Raw genomic sequence first — 20,332 nt, 5'->3', positions numbered from 1 at the left:
TAATAAGTTTAAAACAAAAATATTTGGAATATTTATAAGTGAGAATAAGGATGAAGCTATACATCTGTTTAGCAGTTGTGTTTGTAAAGGGCTGTGTTTTAGCTCCTGGGATCAGCATTGATAAAGATGTAACTTCAAATGAAGTCTCGGCATCTGAACAAGTCGTGAATTATGACGTCGTCAGTATTACTCTTGAGCCCTTTAACTCTGAAAAAGATCTAGGTACCTACTTGGAACAATATTCGGCGTTGATATCCGAAGAGCTATACCAATATAAAGTCCAGCCGGGAGACGTTCTGCTGGTAACTGTTTTCGAACATCCAGAGCTGACGATGCCCGGAGGCCCTAATACTCATCCAGCTACCTCAGGTACCTTAGTTAAGGCTGATGGAACAATTTATTTTCCGTATATTGGCAAAGTTGCTGCAGCTGAGCGTACTACAGCTGGAATTCGGGAAGAAATAACGTCTCGGCTAACAAAATATTTAAATAATCCTCAATTAGATGTGAGGGTGGTTGATTATCGTAGCCAAAAAGTAAGCATCACGGGAAGTGTTAATAACCCTAAAGTCCTTCCCATTACTACCTCGCCTTTAACTATACTGGAAGCCATACAGCTAGCCGGAGGAGTTTCTTTAGATGGTGATGAAACTCAGGTACGTCTTATACGTGGCAAAGATAGCTATTCATTAAATTTATATGAAATGCAGAAAGCAGGATTTCCTTTTGAGACATTAGTTTTAAAAGATGGCGATACTGTTTATGTAAATAGCAATATTCAAAAGAAAGTTTATGTGATGGGAGAAGTCATGAAGCCTCAGCCTGTCATAATTAGCAAGTATGGACTGTCCTTAACACAGGCTTTAGGCGAGGTAGGTGGTGTAGATAACCTTACTGCGGATGATGAAGGTATTTATGTAATCCGTACCCACCCAGAGACAGAGGGTAAGTTCACAATTTACCACCTTGATGGCTCACAGAAGTTTGCTTTTATAGCCGGCGATAACTTCATGTTAAAGCCAAGAGATGTTGTTTACGTCTCTCCATCCGGTATTACTCGCTGGAATAGAGTTTTATCGCAGTTGTTACCCACATCGGTATTCCTGCGTAATGCTTCTGATACTGGTAGCTAGTGGGTAGTAGGAGGGAGTATGGATGTTTAAGAATACTTTAATATTATGCACAGGTAATATTTGCCGCTCTCCAGTTGCTGAGGCCTTTTTGAAACGTATCTCGGGAGAGTCGACCAAAGTATTATCGGCGGGAGTTAATACGAAGGATTGTGCTTTAGCTGATGATACCTGTATAGAGCTATTGAAACAAAAAGGCATTGATATAACAGGGCATCGTAGTCAAAAGTTATCCTCAGAACTTTTAGTTAGCGCTGACTTGGTTCTAGTCATGGAAAAAAAACATATAGAAGAAGTGAGCAGGGTCTATCCAGAGGCACGAGGCAAGCTTAAGTTACTTGGGCATTGGCAGCGAAATAAGGAAGTTCTGGACCCTTATAAAAAAAGTCGTGAAGTATATATGTATGCAGTGGATTTAATAGAAGAGCTGACAAATGACTGGAAGCCATATTTGCAATAAGTGTGAAAGATATGAAATTTGAGAAACATAATGGGCTGAATAAACAGGGCAGTGTCCAGGCTGATGATGAAATAGATCTGAGGGAGCTGTTTAATCATTTATGGCAAGGTCGCTGGTTGATTCTGGTGACTGTTTTTGTCTGTGCCCTGATAAGTTTAATATACGCAATATCGGCACTGCCTGTTTATCAGGCAAATAATCTTTTGCAAATAGAAGAAAAGCAAAGCGGGATATCAGACTTAGTTGGTATGCCTGAATATTTTATGGAGGAGAGTGACTCTTCAACAGAAATCGAGTTAATTAAGTCGAGAAGGATAATTGGTAAGACTGTGGATCAGATGTCTTTAGATATCAAGGTATCCCCTAGCAAACCTCCTTTTGCCGCTGGTATTGCGTATAGTGGAGTAAGCAACTTTATTACAGATTTCGCTTTTTATCTAAAACCTTCTGCCGTTAAACACGGTGAAGTATTGGAGGTATCTATACTGGAAGTACCTGGTTCGTATTTAGATACACGCTTAACTCTCAGAGCGGCCGGGAAGGATTCCTATGAGTTGTTTTATGAAAATGAGTTGCTTCTTGAGGGGCATGTTGGTGAGACTGTAGAGACTGGTGGATTCTCTATTCATATCAAGTCACTGTCTGCGCATCCTGGTGCAGAGTTTTTTGTGGTAAAACAAAACAGGCTCAGAGCAGTAAATGAGCTCCAGGAAGAAATCACTGTTATTGAAAAAGGGGATAAATCTGGCATCCTGGAGATGCGTTTAAAGGGTACGGACTCAGATCTACTACCTAAGGTCCTTGATCAGGTAGCACAAAATTATGTTCTAGAAAATGTTAATAGAAGTTCTGCTGAAGCATCAAAGAGTTTAAAATTTTTGCGCAATCAGTTACCAGAAATCAGAGCTGGACTGGAGGAAAACGAAGAGAAACTTAATCAATATCAGGTTTCTGCTGAATCGGTAAACATTTTGGCTGAAACCCAGGTTTTACTGGAGCAGTCAGTCGAGCTTGAGTCAAAAATCTCCGAGTTAAAATTAAAAAAGTCGGAAGTTGAGCGCAAGTTCCAGCCTAGTCACCCTGTGTACAAATCGGTAAATTCACAAATTTCAGAGTTAACAAATAAAAAAGTAGAGCTCCGCAATAGAATTCTGGGCTTGCCTGACACACAGCAGGAACTATTAAGGTTAAAACGAAACGTAGAAGTTGGAACTGCCATATACACACAAATGCTTAACAGTATACAGGAGCTTAATATTGTCAGGGCCGGTACAGTGGGTAATGTCAGAGTTGTGGATACGGCTGCGACAGCATTGGAACCAATCAAACCTAAAAAGGCTTTAATACTAGCTCTAGGTATGCTTTTGGGTGGAATTATAGGCGTGCTGATCGCTCTGGTTCGGACTTTTCTAAGTAAAGGGCTCAATAGCCCTGAAGAGATAGAGAATATGGGGAAACCTGTTTATGCGGTAGTTCCTTTTTCGAAGTTCCAGGATGGTATGAAAGTCAATGTTTTACGAGGTACTAAGAAAAAAGTTACTTTCAGTGATGGGTTATTAGCAATCGAAAACCCTGCTGACAATGCAATTGAATCCTTGCGCGGCCTAAGGACATCCATTTACTTTGCAATGGTGGAGTCCGACAGTAATGCGATTATGATCACTAGTCCGGGGCCAGGAGCCGGTAAGTCGTTTAATAGTAGTAACCTGGCTATATTGATGGCTCAAGCAGGGAAGAAGGTTGTATTAATTGATGCTGATTTAAGAAAAGGATACCTCCACCGTCTGTTCAAGTTAAAGACAAAGCAAGGGATTTCGGATTTTCTAAGAGGACAAATCGGTAAAGAGTCTTTAATTAATAATACGGAAGTTGACGCGTTAAAGGTCATACCGAGAGGTGCCGTCCCTCCCAACCCTTCAGAGTTATTGATGTCGACCAAGTTTGAACACTTGCTATCTGAGTTAAAGCAGCAATTTGACCTGGTTATAATTGACACGCCACCAGTTCTTGCGGTGACTGATGCAAGAGTTGTTAGTAAGCAAGTAGGTACTGTTTTGATGGTGGTCAGGCATAATGTCACTCATAAGAAAGAGTTAGAAATCGCACTGAAAACTTTCGCTAATACACAAAGCGAGGTTAAAGGGGTTGTATTTAACGGTTTTACCAAAAAAAGTGCTGAGTACAGCTACTATAGTTATGAATATGAATAAACTCCGCTTTATTCTGGCATTAGGTCACAAAAGGAATAAAAGAAGGGAATTTTTTAAGTCATTACTTCGTCTGTGTGTAATATCATTACGTTTCGGTTGTTAAGTTTTAATTAAGTTGAATTTTTGTATTCTGCAGCCAATGAAAATATTTGTAAGGTTAAAGGGTAGTTATGGGGCGATATTTGATAGCCGCAATGGCAGTCATACTCCTGAATTGGTGTACAGTAGCACACGCCAAGAGTGAGGTGACATCTTATTTTGAGGAAAGGCTCGAAGTTATCAATATCTTTTTAGAGAAAAATCATAAGAAGGCTGTAAATGATCCTCAGTATCTTGTGCAGTTCGTTGATAAAGAGTTATTGAATGTTTGGTCTGCCAAAAATACATTGAGGGCAATGCTAGGGCCTAAGCGCTGGTCTAGTATGAAACCCAAAACACAAAGTAAATTAGTCTTGACCTATCAAAACACGATTAGACGATATCTTTATGAAACTTTGAACCAGTTTAAAGGTCAAGAAGCTACGGTAGTTGGGCTTCGTCTGAACCCAAAAGGTAATAAGGGCTGGCTGTCAGTATCTTTAGAAACTCCTAACCTCCCTGATCTTACTATAGATTTGAAAATTTATAAGAGTAAGAATACCTGGACTGTTTATGACTTTAGCTTTCAAGGTATTAGTTTCGTGAAGTTGAAAAGGGTGTTTTTCAGACAGACCTTTGATCAGAAGGGAGCAGAGGGGTTGATAAAGACCTTAAATCATAAAAATAAAAAATTTAATCAGATCATAGCGGCAGAATAATGACTAATGAAAAAGCCTGGTATCTCGTGCAATGTAAACCTCGACAGGAAAAACGGGCGAAAGAAAACCTTGAAAATCAGTCGATTAGCAGTTTTCTGCCGTTAATTTCAATTGAAAAAGTTGTCAGGGGGAAGAGGCAGTCCATCCTTGAGCCACTCTTCCCTGGCTATATTTTTATCGAGTTGCCAAAGAATGGAAATGGTTGGTCGAAAATACGGTCAACAAGAGGTGTCAGAGATTTCGTTCGTTTTGCCGGTGTTCCGGGAATGGTTTCAGCTAAATTAATACAAGATCTTAGCCTTGTTAATAAAGAATTTGTCACAAATGTTAGTGAAACCACGCCTAAAACAGGAGACAAGGTCCGAATTACTGCTGGTCCATTTAAAGATTTGGAAGGTGTGTTTGAAGTGCCGGATGGAGAAAAGCGATCAATTATACTATTGAGCTTAATGGGTAAGGTAACCAAGCTTGAAGTATTGAATTCTGATTTAGAAAAAGTGTAAAAAATTATATATAACTTACCTGTTATAGGTTTCGACAACCCAAATAAGTCTATATAATATCGCCCGCTTAGGTTTGCACTTAATAATTTACAATAACAACAGTTAAACTGGCACTTTGGGAGCCGTAACCCACGGGCGGTAGCGTATCCAAAGCAGGAATAATAATCACTCATAGGATATAAAATGAGCAAAAAGCTGATGACAGAAGGTATGGTCAATACAGTTAATCATATAGCAATTCAAGCTGGCCGAGAGGTCATGGCGATCTATCAAAAGGACTTTGATATCTACGAAAAATCCGACGAATCTCCCCTTACGGAAGCCGACCTGGCATCACACCGCTATATTGTCAAAGAGCTAGAAAGCCTCACCCCGGATATTCCTATTCTGTCTGAAGAGTCCGCAAATATTGCGTGGTCAGAAAGGCAGCAGTGGAATAAGTATTGGCTAATTGACCCCTTGGATGGGACAAAAGAATTTATTAAGAGAAACGGCGAATTTACGGTAAATATTGCTCTTATAGATAATGGTGAGCCAGTTTTTGGTGCTGTGTACGCACCTGTTCTAGACACTCTTTATTATGGGCTGAAGGAGCATGGTGCTATAAAGCAGGTTGGAAAAGTCCCCGTTCCAATAAAAGTTACTGAACTCCCACAGAACCCTCTGAGAGTAGTGGGGAGTCGCTCTCACCAGTCTGATGATATGCTGTCATACTTAAAACAATTTGATGACTATGAGCTCATTCCGATGGGGAGCTCATTAAAAATATGTCTGGTAGCAGAGGGGAAAGCTGATCTATACCCCCGTCTTGGCCCAACTTCAGAGTGGGATACTGCAGCAGCCCATGCTGTTCTTTCGGCTGCAGGGGGGCGCTGCTTCTTGTATGATAATGGCCAAGATTTAGTCTATAACTCTAAAGAATCGTTATTGAATCCGTATTTTATTGCTCAAGGTCCACAACTATGATGAAAAGAACTCTTGGATTGGTTATTAGCGTTACTTCTTTGTTTATTACATTAGATGCTGTTGCAGCTACTGATTTATCCCAAGCAAAACAGCTTTGTGAGAATGCAACTGAGCAACAACGCCAAATGGCAAGGGCTGCTGGGTACGATGTGGATTCAATGTGTGCATCACTGCGCCAACAAAACTCAAGTGAAAAACAAGATCCAGCAAATTCCACCGTGCTGCCCCGAGAGCTGTCAAATTATCCATTAGAACAAGGGAGTAAATCTTCTGAAGAGGAAGAAGAGCAGGACAATGAAGAGTTACCGAGGGTAGAGCAGAAACTAGAAAAGTTTGGTTACGATCTATTTTCTGGAGCACCAACAACCTTCACACCAGTCAGCAATATACCTGTTCCATCTAATTATATAGTTGGCCCGGGTGATACAGTTAAGGTGCAGCTTTACGGTAAAGAGAACAATAGTTATGAACTCACTATTGAGAGAGACGGCTCTATTCAATTCCCGCAGTTAGGACCTATAAACGTTGCTGGTTTGTCTTATAACGAACTCAAGGAGTCCTTAAGTCAAAGAATTAGTGAACAGTATATAGGGGTCCAATCGAACGTTAGCCTAGGTGAATTGCGCTCAATCCAAATTTTTGTTTTGGGTGAATCGTTTAAGCCTGGTGCTTACACAGTTTCTTCTTTATCAACCATTATGAATGCGCTCTATGTCAGTGGTGGTTTAACGGATATTGCGTCTCTCCGTAATATTCAACTCAAAAGGAATGGTCAATTAGTATCAAAAATTGATTTATATGACCTCCTTTTAAAAGGCGACACTAGCGATGATTTAAGGCTGCAGTCTGGCGATGTCATATATATTCCTTCAGTAAAGCGAACTGCTTCTATTGCTGGAGAAGTTGTACGCCCGGCGATCTATGAGCTAAAAAATGAGCAGTCGGTTAACGATATCGTTAAGTTGGCGGGAGGCTTTTTACCTACAGCCTATAAAAAAGATGTCCGTGTTGAACGTATTTCAAATTCTGGACAGCATGCAGCGTTAGCTTTAGACCTAAGCACTCCACGTGGCCAATCAACGAAAATTGTTAGCGGTGATAAAGTAAAAGTGTACCCAGCTATTGATCGTGAAGAAAATGTTGTAGATGTTATAGGTCATGTACAAATACCCGGTAAGTTGTCGTGGCGTAGGGGTATGAAGCTTACAGATGCTTTGCAAAGCCCTGATATGCTTAGAAAGGGCGCTAATGCTAACGCAGTACTAATTTCCAGGGAAGTTAATACTCTCGGAGAAGTGAAAGTCTTATTCGCTGACTTAAAGGCGGCCTGGAAGAATCCTGCTAGTCTTAGCAACCTTACTCTCAAGAGTGGCGATGATATTTATGTCTTAGCGAATAGATACACTCAAGCAGAAATTGACAAAGCAATGGATGCAGAAGAGAGTAAGACCGAGGGAAGTGAAGCTGAAGACAAAATGGAGCTTGAAGAAGCCCAGATGCTTGAAAGCTTTAAATTATCTTATAGAAATAAGGCCTTGAAGCCACTGTTAAACCAATTAAAACAACAAGGAAATCACAAGAGTAAAACCAAGATAGTAGAAGTGGTTGGGGCTGTAAAATTTCCAGGGGATTACCCTCTAACCGAAAATATGACTGTTACTGAATTGATTTCTGTGGCAGGAGGTTTCACCGACGATGCATATACTTTATCGGCCGAGTTAACACGGCAAAACTTTTCTGATTCTAACTTAGCACAAACACTTCATATGCCTGTGGACTTGCCCCAAGAGTTTTTGGGCAATGTATCACTAGAGCTAAACCCTTATGATCAATTGAACATTAAAGTAACCCCGGAGTTTAGAGAAGCTTCACAAGTTACGGTTCAGGGAGAGGTTAGATTTCCAGGAACTTACCAAATTCGACGTGGTGAAACTCTGTCAACGTTCATAAAGCGCGTAGGAGGGTTTACCGACTTTGCTCATAAAGAGGCAACAGTTTTCTCTAGAAAGGAACTTCGAGAAAACGAAGAAAAGCAATTAAGAAAGCTACAGGATAGGTTGCGTCAGGATATTGCTGCCGCAAAACTTGAAGACGCTAACGCTAACAAAGCATCTAGCATAAACTCTGCAGAATCACTTGTTGATGTATTAGAAACCAGTGAAGCGACAGGTCGTCTTGTTATTGATATAGAGTCAATACTAGAGCATGAGCAAAAAGATCTTGTTCTGAAAGATGGCGATAAAATAATTGTTCCTGAGTTTAGACAAGAGGTCACTGTCGTTGGTGAAGTTCAGGTCCCAACGTCCCATTTATACACACCAGGCTATGATTTTTACGACTACATTGAAAGAAGTGGTGGTAAAAAAGATACGGCTGAAAATGATGCCATTTATATCGTTAAGGCAAATGGTAGCGTGGTATTACCGAATGATAGTTTGTGGTTGACGCATGACAATGCTGACATTCAGCCTGGAGATACCATCGTCGTACCATTAGATACTGATAGGATTGACAGTCTTGAGCTATGGACAAGCGTCAGTCAAATTGTATATCAAATTGCTCTTGGTGCCGCAGCTATTAACAGCTTTTAAGTGGTACTGGTTTGAATAAGATTCTATTAATAATTTTTATTTCTTTGCTGCAGACGGTTCAGGCCGAGCCGTGGCTAGATACAAGAGACCCCTGGCTTAGAGCAGACATAGAAGCATTATCAGCAAATGGGATAATCAATACTCCAATTACGACCTGGCCCTTACCCTGGGCTAGGATATTAAAGGATATTGATAATGCTCAGATTGATCAGGTTCCCGCTGAGTTAATGCCTTCACTGATGCGAGTAAAACGAAAAGGTAGAATTGAAACCTCGAAAAAAACTCGCAGTGAACTTGCGTTACGAGCTGGCAACGAAGGAAAAATATTACGACACTTTGGTGACAGCCGGAGAGAGCAGGCAGAAATTAGCACCAGAAATACGGGCATGAGTAAAAGCTTTGCATGGAATATAGAAGTGACAAAAGCTCACGATCCTTTTAATGGAGAAGAGGACCGTTTAGATAATAGTTATGTCGCAGCTATTTGGGGTAACTGGATAGTATCCGCTGGAGCACAAGAGCGCTGGTATGGTCCGGGCTGGGACAGCTCGTTAATTTTAAGTAATAATGCTCGCCCAGTTCCTTCATTATCAATCCAACGAAACTATGCTGATCCCTTTGAAAGTGAATGGCTTTCTTGGATTGGTCCGTGGTCTGTATCAGCTTTTGCAGGCCAGTTGGAAAGTGATAGGTTTATACCTCATGCCAAACTGCTAGGAATGAGTGTCACATTTAAGCCTTTTGATTCACTTGAGATCGGTTTAAGAAGAACGGCCCAATGGGGCGGCGAAGGAAGGCCGGAAAGCCTATCTAACTTTTGGGATTTACTCATTGGCCGTGATAATTGTGATGAACTAGAAGGTGGTTGTAGCGCAGACAGAAGTAATGAGCCAGGGAATCAGTTAGCAGGTGTAGACTTTAACTGGCGATTACCTGCGAAAATGTATTATGGAACTGTTTATGGGCAGTTTATCGGTGAAGATGAAGCAGGTTATGCACCATCAAGGAAGGTCTATCAATTTGGTTATATGACTAATTTCCAACTTTCGGGAATGATGATTACATCTTATCTAGAATATGCTGATACTGAGAATGAGTTTAGGCCTAACCTTACATACAACAACTATATCTATCGCTCCGGGTATCGTACGGAGGGAAGAAGCATTGGCTCCACCTACGATAACGACAGTCAAAGTACTTCCATAGGAATGATTGCGAGCCACAAAAATGGTGATCGTTATAAAGTACGTTTAGTTAAGGTGGATATGAATAGTGATGGCGGAGATGGTAATCATACTATCAATAATCAGTCAGTTAGCTTTAAACAAATAGAATTAGAATATCAACACCCAACAAAATACGGCATTTTAGGTGTTGATTTTGATTATAAAGATAAATCAATTGATTCTTTTGGCTATCAAGATAACCGCTATAATATAGCCGTAAACTGGACAATGGAATTATAGGTTATGAACAACGAGAATGATAAAGAACAAATAGTGCGCAACGAGCCTACAACTTTTCATCAACCTGAACACCAGACAGGTAAAGAAGACGAGTTAGATATAAGAGAGTTGTTTTCCATAATCTGGAAAGGTAAGTGGATTATTATTGCTGTTACTTTTGTTTTTGCAGTAGCCTCTGTCGGTATAGCTTTATATCTGCCAAATGAATACAAAGCGACAGCTGTTGTTCAACCCAACGAAAGCGCAGGTGGTGGAAAGTTAAGTCAACTAGCTGGCCAGTTTGGTGGTCTTGCTTCTTTAGCTGGCATTAGTTTAGGTACTGGAGAGTCTTCCGACGCAGTTATTGCTATGGAGGTGATGAAAAGCTGGGGCTTTACAGAGAGCTTTATAAATAATCATAACCTGGATGTACCATTATTTGCTGCAGAAGAATGGAGTCAATTAAAAAATAAGTTAGTTATTGACGAGGACCTCTATGATATCCAACAACAAAAGTGGGTTAGGGAAGCCCCGCAAGGTAAAACTGTCGAACCAACAAGCTGGGAACTGTATGAGAAGTTTAAAGAGCGTATAGCTGTAACTCAAGACAAAGAAACTGGTTTGGTAAACATCTCAGTGACCCATTATTCCCCAATAATTGCACAGCAATGGGCTAAGTGGTTAGTGGAAGACATTAACCGACATATGAAAGAAAGAGCACTGAAAGAGGCTAACGAAAGCATTAAGTATCTAGAAGAACAAATCAAAAAGACTTCAGTTGCAGAAATTAGAGCTGTTTTTAGCGAACTTATTCAAGAGCAACACAAAACAAAAATGCTTGCTCAAGTTTCTGATGAGTACATTTTTAAAACGGTAAGTTCAGCCAAAGTACCAGAGGAAAAAGTAAAGCCAAAAAGACTTTTAATAGTAATATTGGGCACCCTATTAGGTGGGTTCCTTTCAGTTCTTTTAGCGTTAGTAATTGGTTTTGTAAATAATAAGAAATAAAAGGAAGTTATAATGATTGATTTTAGTTGGATAATAGCTACTATTGTTTGCTTCACATCAGTGATAATACTAAGGCCTGTCGCTGTTAGTTGGGGCCTTGTAGATATGCCGGATAATCGAAAGCGTCATGTTGGAAACATCCCTTTAATTGGAGGGCTGGCAATATATATATCCACATTAACTTCCGTTGGTTTGTTTGTAGAAAGTAGCCTGCATGTCAACCTAATGTTAGTTTCCATGTCTCTAATGGTGTTTGTTGGTGCTTTAGATGATAAATATGACTTGAACGCGAAGTTACGCTTGATTGCTCAGGTATTAATTGCATCCGTTCTAACTTTTGGGACTGATGTTCAGATTTATAGTCTTGGTAATATTTTAGGGTTTGGTGAAATAACTACAGGCCCTTTCTCTGGCGTTATTACTATTTTAGCAATTATTGCTGGTATTAATGCTTTTAATATGACCGATGGGATAGATGGCCTAGCAGGAACTTTATCTTTAGTAAGTTTGTTGGCAATAAGTGTTGTAATTACAGATTTAAAAATGCAGGTTTTAATAGGTGTAGTATCCTCTGCTCTACTTGTATTTCTACTATTCAACCTGGGGATATTTTCTAAAAAATATAAGGTTTTTATGGGGGATGCTGGAAGTATGATGCTGGGCCTTGTTGTTTCTTGGCTATTGATAGTTGTAAGTCAATCTGAGGTCGCTGCAGTTCAGCCAACCAATGTATTGTGGTTTATAGCTGTACCTCTAATAGATATGATCGCGGTAATGTACCGCAGAGTAAGGAAGGGGGAGTCACCTTTGAAAGCGGACAGAGAGCACCTACACCATGTATTTATGGATATTGGATTAAACTCTCGTCAGGCTTTATGGTTCATCGCTTCTATAAGTCTTATGTTCGCGGTTATTGGCATTATTATTTCGGAATACAATTTACCGGAATCAATTACTTTCATATCGTACTTATTTGTTTTTGTGATATACAATAGACTGCTATCGCTTCGCCATAAATTCATTAAAAAATAAGAAGTTATATTTATGAAAGTATTAAGCGTTTTCGGTACACGTCCTGAAGCAATTAAAATGGCGCCATTGGTACACGCGCTCAATAATAATATCGGCTTTAATGCTAAAGTATGTGTTACAGCTCAACACCGTGAAATGCTGGACCAAGTGTTAGACCTTTTTGATATTAAACCTGATTATGACCTAAATATAATGCAAGTAGGACAGACTCTGCCAGAGGTCACTAGTCGTATATTATTAGAATTGACACCTGTTCTTAGTGAATTTGAGCCAGATGTGGTGCTAGTGCATGGAGATACAGCAACCACGTTTGCCGCGAGTTTAGCTGCCTATTATCAACAAATACCCGTAGGGCATGTAGAAGCAGGTTTACGTACCAAGAATATTTACAGTCCGTGGCCAGAAGAAGCTAACCGTAAATTAACCGGAGCGCTTACAAAGTTACATTTCGCCCCTACTCAAACAAGTAAAAATAATTTACTAGCTGAGAGTTATCCTGAAGAATCAATCCACATTACCGGTAATACAGTAATTGATGCATTATTGATGATAAAGGAAAAGCTTGAGTGTGACGAGGTTCTTAGTTCTACTTTGTTAAAACAGTTTCCTTTTTTAGACTCAGATAAAAAACTAGTTCTTGTTACAGGCCATCGTCGTGAAAGCTTTGGAGGAGGGTTTGAGCGCATCTGTGAAGCTTTAGCAGAAGTTGCCAAGTCGCATTCAGATGTGCAAATAATTTATCCAGTACACTTAAACCCAAATGTACAGGAACCTGTAAATCGTATATTAGGTGACGTTAATAATATTAAATTAATTGAGCCACAGCAGTATTTAGCTTTTGTTTACCTTATGAATAAAGCTCATATTATCTTGACTGACTCCGGAGGTATACAGGAGGAAGCTCCAAGCTTAGGTAAACCGGTATTAGTTATGCGGGAAACAACTGAGAGGCCCGAGGCTGTAGAAGCCGGAACCGTCAAGCTAGTAGGAACGGATAAAGAGCTTATTGTTAACACTCTAAATGTGTTATTAACAAACCAACATGCTTATAACGAGATGAGTTTTGCCCACAACCCTTATGGCGATGGTAAAGCTTGTCAACGAATTCTTGATGTACTTAATAATGAGCAATAAAAAATAATATTTTAACTAGGAACCTCCATGTCATTTGATACAGTTTCAGTAGTAGGTCTTGGATATATAGGTCTACCTACAGCAGCCATGTTTGCTTCACGAAAAAAAAAGGTGATAGGTGTTGATGTAAATCAAGATGCAATTGATACGATTAATCGTGGTGAAATTCATATCGTAGAACCAGACCTTGATACAATTGTACATGCCACTGTTACAGAAGGGTTTCTGCAAGCAACCACAAAGCCAGAGCCTGCAGATGCTTTCTTAATTGCTGTACCTACACCTTTTAAGGAAGACCATGAACCTGATTTAAGTTATATCGAGGCTTCGTGTAAAGCAATTGCCCCTGTTTTAGAAAAAGGTAATTTAGTGATTCTTGAGTCGACGTCTCCTGTCGGGGCGACAGAGGCTGTAGCAAAATGGCTAGCAAGAGAGAGAGAAGACTTATCTTTCCCTCATAAACATAATGACGAACCTGATGTTAATGTGGCTCATTGTCCTGAGCGCGTTTTGCCAGGGCATGTGGTTAGAGAACTTGTAGAAAATGATAGGGTAATTGGGGGAATAACCCCTGAATGTTCTCGTAAGGCCGTTGAGCTGTATAGTTGCTTTGTACAGGGGGAGTGTATAATTACTAATGCCCGAACGGCTGAAATGGCTAAGTTAACTGAAAATAGCTTTAGGGATGTTAATATTGCATTTGCAAATGAGCTCTCCATTATTTGTGATAAATTGGATATTGATGTTTGGGAGCTAATTAAATTATCAAACCGCCACCCTAGAGTAAATATCCTACAACCAGGGCCGGGTGTAGGTGGTCATTGCATTGCTGTTGATCCCTGGTTTATTATCAGTAAAACACCAAAAGAAGCTAAGTTAATAAGAGTTGCGAGAGATGTTAATGATGAAAAGCCAAGCTGGGTTTTACAAAAGGTAAAAGAGTCTATAGCAGATTTCTTACTAACTAACCCTGAAAAAACCGCAAAAGATATTAGTATTGCTTGTTACGGTATTACATTTAAACCCGACATTGATGACTTACGGGAAAGTCCTGCGTTAGCAATAACTAAACAAGTGTTAGACTTAAATCAAGGTGACACCTTAGTGGTTGAACCTAATGTCATAGAGTTACCTGAAGAGCTAAGCAAGGCAAAAATAATAGATTTAAATGAATCTCTTATTTCATCAGATATTCATTTGATGTTGGTTGATCACAAAGAGTTTAAGTTGGTAGAAGGCCCCAGTAGTAATTTAATTGATACTAAAGGGATATGGGGATGAAAAGTATTACAAAAATACTTTTACTTTCCAAGCTACCGCTTTGGCTGGCATCGACTCTTACAAACCCCAAGAGGATACTGATATTTAAGAGTAATAAGTACCCCTTGCAGACCCAAGGGTGCTTAGAGCACAAACCGGTTTTTATACTTGGTTCTGGTCGTTCGGGTAATACTTTACTTAGATCAATGTTAATTTCAGGTAACCAGATTTCAATACCTCCTGAGTCATATGTGATACCAAAGTGTATAAGGACTTTTAAGGGATATAGTTATAAACCTTGGGGAGAGCTCTGTGAAATGATTGTAGGGGTGTTCAAAAATTATAAGGAGTTTTATACATGGGGCATTGACTTATCTCCTGCAGTTACAATTGCAAAGTCTCTTCCAAAAGATAAAAGAACGTTAGCTAATATTCTAGATTGTATATACCGAGAGTATAGTAAACAGTTGGGGTTTGATACACCTATCTGGGGTGATAAAACTCCAATAAATTCAGTATACAGCTCCTGGATAACGAAAGTTTTTCCTGAAGCGAAATATATACACCTCATAAGGGATCCTGCAGCGGTTGCAGTTTCTTATAAAAAGAGTGGGCTTTATAACGATTTAAATTCTGGGTTAAAGTTTTGGAAGCGAGCTAATAAAGAAATAGAGAAGGTCAAAAAAAATCAGGACTTTGTAAAAGTTACTTATGAAGGCTTGGTTACGAATCCAGAAAAAGAACTTAAGGTGATTTGTAAACATTGTGAGCTAACTTATACAGATAATATGCTCAATTATTATAAAAATCATGAAAAGCTTGGTGATACTGTACATCATAAACACCATAAAAATACTTCGAAAAAATTAACCACTGCTAACATTGACTCGTGGAAGGCAAAGGTTTCAAAAGAGGAGTTAAGCTTTCTAAATAATTGGAAAGAGAGAAACCTTAATGTTAACTAAAGTTATAGTTTTTCTTTTTAATAAAGGTATAGCTTATGGTGGTACATTATTACTAACACTTTATATAACATATATATATGGAGTAGAAGTCCTTGGTGAGTTCTCTTTAGCTTATTCTGCTCTACTTGGTATTGGTATTATTACCCGCTTTGGATCCGAAACTTATATTATAAAGCATATACCTAATATAAATATTGATAAAAAGACTATTTATTTTAATAAAATAAGTAACAATAGCCTTTATGTATCTTTATTATTTATATCGATATTTATACCAGTAATATATTTTAGTAGCTTACCTTCTGAGTATCTATGGCTCTTATTTTGTTTACCATTTCATAATTTAAATATGTTATACAGTAGTCTTTTGAAAGCGGAAAAGAGAGCTAATAAAGCACCTTATTTTGAAAATGGTGGTGTTTCATTACTATCTATTATATTGTTAGCTACTTTGTTTACTCTTGACTTAAAGTCTAAAGAATATCTTTATATTGCTTATTTTATTAGCATAATAATAGTTTCTGTATTTATGTACCTTGGTTTCTCAAGGCGATATAGGGCAAGCTTATTTAATAAATTTCTTGGAGGCTTGTATTTAAGTTTATTCAGGGAAACAAAAGACTTTTTATGGATTAATTTTGCAAGCTACTGCATTCTATGGCTTCCTATCTTTTTATTAAGCATCTTTTCCACTGCTTATAGTGTTGGTGCTTATACTATAGTTACTAGACTCGCCTTCATATTTAATTTCATATTGGTTGGTATGACTACGATATTAATGCCTTATATATCACAGTACTTTCAAGAAGGAAAGATGGATAAACTAGAAAGTGTATCTCTTAAATTATCTTCCATTCTTACTCTTTTGGGCCTTGTAATACTTTTAGCCTTTATCTTTTGGGGAGAGTATGGTTTAAGCTTCTTTACTGAGCAACCTGAGGAGCTGTATATTCCTTTGCTTATTGTTTCAGCTGCACAGTTAATAAATTTAACGACGGGTTCGGTTGGGGTCCTAATGTCTGTTAGTAACTTACAGCATATTCTAAAAAAAATAATTTTGTTATCTGGCTTTCTTGGCATTGTAACTTCAATATTACTGATTCCAATGTACGGGACGATAGGTGCATGTTTTGGTTTCGGCTTTAGCCTGGCGTTTAAAAATATTTCCGCTGCTTACTACTCAAAAAAGGTTAATAAAATTAATTCCTCACTTATTAGTTATATCTTTTAGGAGTAATAAATTGAAAAAAACAATTATAAAAAGAGTATTTCTTTTCGCAATTCTATTATTTTTTTCATATACCGTTATTAGATCTTTGTATTTATATAATCAGGATAATGTTTATCCAATTGATTTTAATCCCGATAAATATTATTTAGACTATGGTTACTTCAAGGAAGAAGCAGCTTTTAGTCTAGACAGTAATAATGTCACATATGTTGATTATGCAAAGATAAAGTCTTTTTCCGCTGAGACCGGAATTTCATACAACCCTATTTCAATAGGGCTGATGGGTATGAAGTATTATAAAAAACATATCTCTGAGCATAATCCTAAAGCTAAAAGAATCTTTTTAGCGCATGCAGATTGGTTTGTTAGTAATATCGACAATGGATTTTGGTATCTAACCCATAAAAAAGAGATTTATGGTGAACGTTTAACTGGTAGATGGCCTTCCGCCCTAGCACAGGGTAATGGCATCTCCGTGCTGGTTAGAGCTTATCTATTAACAGGCAGCCAAAAATATAGAGACGTAGCTAACGATGCTTTAAAACCATTTCTTTTGACTGTCGAAAATGGTGGCATTACTTCAGAATTTGAATATGGTAAAGCATACGAAGAGTATCCCACGGAAAATCCCAAACAAGTTTTAAACGGTATGATAAGCAGCCTATGGGGACTCTATGATTTGCACTACTATTTTGATAATGCCGAAGCAAAAGACTTATTCGATAGTGGTATAAAATTTCTCGAAAGAAACATGAGTCGTTATAATGCAGGCTATTGGACTAGGTATAGTCTAGAGACACCTAAGTTGAGTAATAGATACTTAGTCGTTTCACCATGGTATCAAAAATTACATGCTGTCCAGTTAAAATCTTTATGCGATATAACACAGAGTAAAGTGATTTGCCTTCATGCTGAGGAAGTTAAAGAGCAAGAGAGTTCAGGCTATTTTAACTTTGTTATCTATCCTCTATATACAACATATGAAATAATGACAAAACTAAGAACGCTTTACTTAAAGTTTTTTTAATATGATCTTTTATAAAGATGGCTTTAAACTAACCTTGTTAATTATTGCTGGCTTCCTTTCTGTTTATTTTTGAGAATTATTGATGACAAATGAAAATCAAGCAGATGGTCGAAGCTTAAGTAGAGTAATTAGCCGCACTTACATCACATACACCATCGGTCTATGTGTTTTCATTGACTTGTATAATGGATACCTGCTTCATTCAGGCGTTGGGTTTTCTATAAGTGCCTTATACAAAGCAACTATAATCGTTGCATCTAGTGTAATTCTTATAAAATTAAAGTTTTCAAACCTCTATCTTCTGCTGGCTTTAACAATATTTATGTTAGCTCATATACTATTAACTTCACTTCCTAATGGTGGTCAGCATATATTGAGTGACTTAAATAGTAACATGCGGGTTCTTTACCCCGTTTTTTTATCAACGACTTTATTTCAGTTATTAAAAAAGAATCCTGATCAGTCTGACTTCTTGTTTAAAAATTTGTGCTTTTATGGCTCTATTGCATCTGTAGCAATATTAGTAAATGTTTTTACCGGCTTGGGTATTAAAACCTATGGCGACTATGCTTTTGGTTTTAAATCATACTTTGATGCGGCTAACGAAATAGGACTTGTATTACAAGCCGTTGCCATTTTGATTTTTGCTGAGTCTTTAAAAGGCGGCTTTATTAATTTCCGTCTTTTATTTATAGGGTTGATCGTGAGCTTAAGTGCTTTTTGTATAGGCTCGATTACCGGTATGTTTGGAATGTTATTTAGTTTAATAGTAGTATTACTTACATCTGTTATTGTTGTTAAATCAAAAGGGGTATCATTTAAGTTTTTAAAAGTATTTGGTATATTTTTCATTAGTATAATTCTAATACTTGGTTACTTTGTTATAAGTAAAATAAGCGCTGAATACCCATATGTTGAAGATAAAATAACAAAGGTAATATCTGGCGAAGGGTCAAGAGATTTGCGTGCGGACGCTGCCCAAACATATTTAGCTAGTAAGGATGATTTTTCATTATTGCTTGGCAGTGGCTTTACAAAACATGGAGAAGAGTTTTCAAAGTTCTATGCTAGAAAAGGTAATGACTTGGTCATGGTAGAGAAAGACGTTTATGATGTGATTGGAAATTATGGAATTCTCTATGGTGCTTTTATTTTGTTATATTATTATAGCTTGCCTGTAATGGTGTTCTTTGCAAGCCGTTTAAAGTTAAACTTTATTGTGATTTCTGGGCTATATAGCCTTTCTTTCATTGTCATGCATTCGATATATGCAGGTCATGTTATTTACAGCCCAGTTGTAAGTACTATTTATTTCTCTATAGGGGTTTATTTAATAATAAAAATCAAGAGTAGGGGTACATCAGGAAACTATTAAAGTAACTTTCCATTTGTAGTGAGGTGAACCCTTTGTTTTATATTAAATTCATTTCAAAGATAAACTTATGTGTGCGATTTTAAATTCTTTTAAAAAAATTTGTTTGAATATCATTGTTTTGTACTTATTTAATAAAATCAACCAGGTCCCTAACAAGTGAATATTCTAGTAATAACAAATATGTTCCCATCTAAACAAAAGCCTTACTCTGGTCTTTTCGTTAAAAATCAATTTGAAGAGCTTAAAAAAACATATAGAGACGATAGCCTAGATTGTTACGCCATGGAAAGGAAGTTCACGTCTAAAGTTGGTAGCTTAATAAAATATAGTAAGTTTTTCCTTAACTTTATATTTAAATATGTCTTCACAAGCTCTAAGTACGATATTATTCACGTTCACTTCTTTTATCCAACGGTAATACTCGCTTATATCTATAAATATTTAAAAAATAAAAATATTAAAATCATAGTTACTTTTCATGGCTCGGACATTTATCAGAATGATGGGCATCTATATAGATCTCTTTTGAAAGGGGTAGATAAGTATATTGTTGTCAATAGCCAGTTTAAGAAGTATATTCATGCATATTTAGGAAAAGATGCCGATGTGGAATTTTTACCAGCGGGTATTTCAGAAATTTTTAGACCTACAAAGATTACTAAAAAATACGACTTGATTTACGCGGGGTCTTTTTACAGCATTAAGGGCTTTGATCTCTTAGCAAAAATTTTAACCAGTCTTAATAAGCCCCTAAATATCGCAATAGTTGGAAGTGGTCCTTTAGAGCGCTTAATTAATGAAGATATTAAACGAGTGCATAATGTACATTTGATCAAAAATGCTAGTCATGAGCAGCTTCTGGAATTATATAATGCCTCTAGATTTCTAATTAATACTTCCAGAAGTGAAGCCTTTGGCCTAAGTATTTGCGAAGCAATGAAATGCGGAGTTCCCTGTATTGCGACCAACACTGATGGCGCTAAGGAACAAGTAATAGATGGGGAAAATGGCTTTATCCTTGGCGACTTTAATGAGATTTTTGATGACATAACTCCCATATCAGACCTTGTATATAAAACACTTGATTATCCACTAAACAAATACCATGCTTTATCTGATTCAGCAGAGAAAAGTGCTAGAAAATGGACTTTACCCAATGTCTGTAAACGTTTACATGAAATTTATGAAGAAGTATAAC

Annotated in this window: 17 protein-coding genes; all 17 read left to right on the top strand. The window is 37.7% G+C overall.

Annotated elements, in window-relative coordinates:
- The first annotated feature begins 50 nt into the window (after nt 1-50).
- The 17 genes from KS2013_RS07425 (at nt 51) to KS2013_RS07345 (ending at nt 20,331) form a co-directional block, all read left to right on the top strand.
- On the top strand, nt 51-1,133 hold the full coding sequence (locus tag KS2013_RS07425; RefSeq protein ID WP_068991955.1) for a polysaccharide biosynthesis/export family protein: 1,083 nt from the start codon (nt 51-53) through the stop codon (nt 1,131-1,133).
- Nucleotides 1,134-1,155: 22 nt separating this feature from the next.
- Nucleotides 1,156-1,590, top strand: a complete 435-nt coding sequence (locus KS2013_RS07420) for a low molecular weight protein-tyrosine-phosphatase (RefSeq protein ID WP_068991952.1) — start codon at nt 1,156-1,158, stop codon at nt 1,588-1,590.
- Nucleotides 1,591-1,601: 11 nt separating this feature from the next.
- Nucleotides 1,602-3,800, top strand: a complete 2,199-nt coding sequence (locus KS2013_RS07415) for a polysaccharide biosynthesis tyrosine autokinase (RefSeq protein WP_068994465.1) — start codon at nt 1,602-1,604, stop codon at nt 3,798-3,800.
- Nucleotides 3,801-3,994: 194 nt separating this feature from the next.
- Entirely contained in the window at nt 3,995-4,597 is a 603-nt protein-coding gene (locus KS2013_RS07410; RefSeq protein WP_228703647.1) for an MlaC/ttg2D family ABC transporter substrate-binding protein, read from the top strand.
- Nucleotides 4,597-5,100: a transcription/translation regulatory transformer protein RfaH gene (rfaH, locus tag KS2013_RS07405; RefSeq protein ID WP_068991944.1), complete on the top strand. Its 504-nt coding sequence runs from the start codon at nt 4,597-4,599 to the stop codon at nt 5,098-5,100. Before KS2013_RS07410 ends, rfaH begins: the two co-directional genes overlap by 1 nt.
- Before the next feature lie 183 nt (nt 5,101-5,283).
- Nucleotides 5,284-6,066 (top strand): 3'(2'),5'-bisphosphate nucleotidase CysQ, encoded by a 783-nt coding sequence (cysQ, locus tag KS2013_RS07400; protein ID WP_068991941.1) that lies wholly within the window; start codon nt 5,284-5,286, stop codon nt 6,064-6,066.
- Nucleotides 6,063-8,657 (top strand): polysaccharide biosynthesis/export family protein, encoded by a 2,595-nt coding sequence (locus KS2013_RS07395; RefSeq protein WP_068991935.1) that lies wholly within the window; start codon nt 6,063-6,065, stop codon nt 8,655-8,657. Before cysQ ends, KS2013_RS07395 begins: the two co-directional genes overlap by 4 nt.
- An 11-nt stretch (nt 8,658-8,668) precedes the next feature.
- On the top strand, nt 8,669-10,123 hold the full coding sequence (locus KS2013_RS07390) for a capsule assembly Wzi family protein (RefSeq protein WP_068991932.1): 1,455 nt from the start codon (nt 8,669-8,671) through the stop codon (nt 10,121-10,123).
- A gap of 3 nt (nt 10,124-10,126) precedes the next feature.
- The gene (locus KS2013_RS07385; RefSeq protein WP_068991930.1) at nt 10,127-11,110 is read left to right on the top strand and encodes a Wzz/FepE/Etk N-terminal domain-containing protein; all 984 of its coding nucleotides are present in this window, start codon (nt 10,127-10,129) and stop codon (nt 11,108-11,110) included.
- A 12-nt stretch (nt 11,111-11,122) separates the two neighbouring features.
- On the top strand, nt 11,123-12,142 hold the full coding sequence (gene wecA, locus KS2013_RS07380) for a UDP-N-acetylglucosamine--undecaprenyl-phosphate N-acetylglucosaminephosphotransferase (protein WP_068991927.1): 1,020 nt from the start codon (nt 11,123-11,125) through the stop codon (nt 12,140-12,142).
- 12 nt (nt 12,143-12,154) lie between these two features.
- Nucleotides 12,155-13,276 (top strand): non-hydrolyzing UDP-N-acetylglucosamine 2-epimerase, encoded by a 1,122-nt coding sequence (gene wecB / locus KS2013_RS07375; protein ID WP_068991924.1) that lies wholly within the window; start codon nt 12,155-12,157, stop codon nt 13,274-13,276.
- A 27-nt stretch (nt 13,277-13,303) separates the two neighbouring features.
- Nucleotides 13,304-14,557, top strand: a complete 1,254-nt coding sequence (gene wecC / locus KS2013_RS07370) for a UDP-N-acetyl-D-mannosamine dehydrogenase (RefSeq protein WP_068991921.1) — start codon at nt 13,304-13,306, stop codon at nt 14,555-14,557.
- Nucleotides 14,554-15,501, top strand: coding sequence for a sulfotransferase family protein (locus tag KS2013_RS07365; RefSeq protein ID WP_068991917.1), 948 nt, complete (start codon nt 14,554-14,556; stop codon nt 15,499-15,501). Before wecC ends, KS2013_RS07365 begins: the two co-directional genes overlap by 4 nt.
- Entirely contained in the window at nt 15,491-16,732 is a 1,242-nt protein-coding gene (locus KS2013_RS07360) for an oligosaccharide flippase family protein (protein ID WP_068991914.1), read from the top strand. The genes KS2013_RS07365 and KS2013_RS07360 overlap by 11 nt, the downstream gene beginning before the upstream one ends.
- A gap of 10 nt (nt 16,733-16,742) precedes the next feature.
- A complete protein-coding gene (locus tag KS2013_RS07355; protein WP_068991911.1) occupies nt 16,743-17,759 on the top strand; it encodes a D-glucuronyl C5-epimerase family protein in 1,017 nt (338 codons plus the stop codon).
- An 82-nt stretch (nt 17,760-17,841) separates the two neighbouring features.
- Nucleotides 17,842-19,134, top strand: coding sequence for an O-antigen ligase family protein (locus KS2013_RS07350; RefSeq protein WP_068991909.1), 1,293 nt, complete (start codon nt 17,842-17,844; stop codon nt 19,132-19,134).
- Between the two features lie 156 nt (nt 19,135-19,290).
- Nucleotides 19,291-20,331, top strand: coding sequence for a glycosyltransferase family 4 protein (locus KS2013_RS07345; RefSeq protein ID WP_156768981.1), 1,041 nt, complete (start codon nt 19,291-19,293; stop codon nt 20,329-20,331).
- Nucleotide 20,332: the final 1 nt, after the last annotated feature.

The organism is Kangiella sediminilitoris, from assembly GCF_001708405.1.
GTDB classification, from domain to species: domain Bacteria; phylum Pseudomonadota; class Gammaproteobacteria; order Enterobacterales; family Kangiellaceae; genus Kangiella; species Kangiella sediminilitoris.
This window is presented reverse-complemented; position numbering and strand designations above follow the sequence as displayed.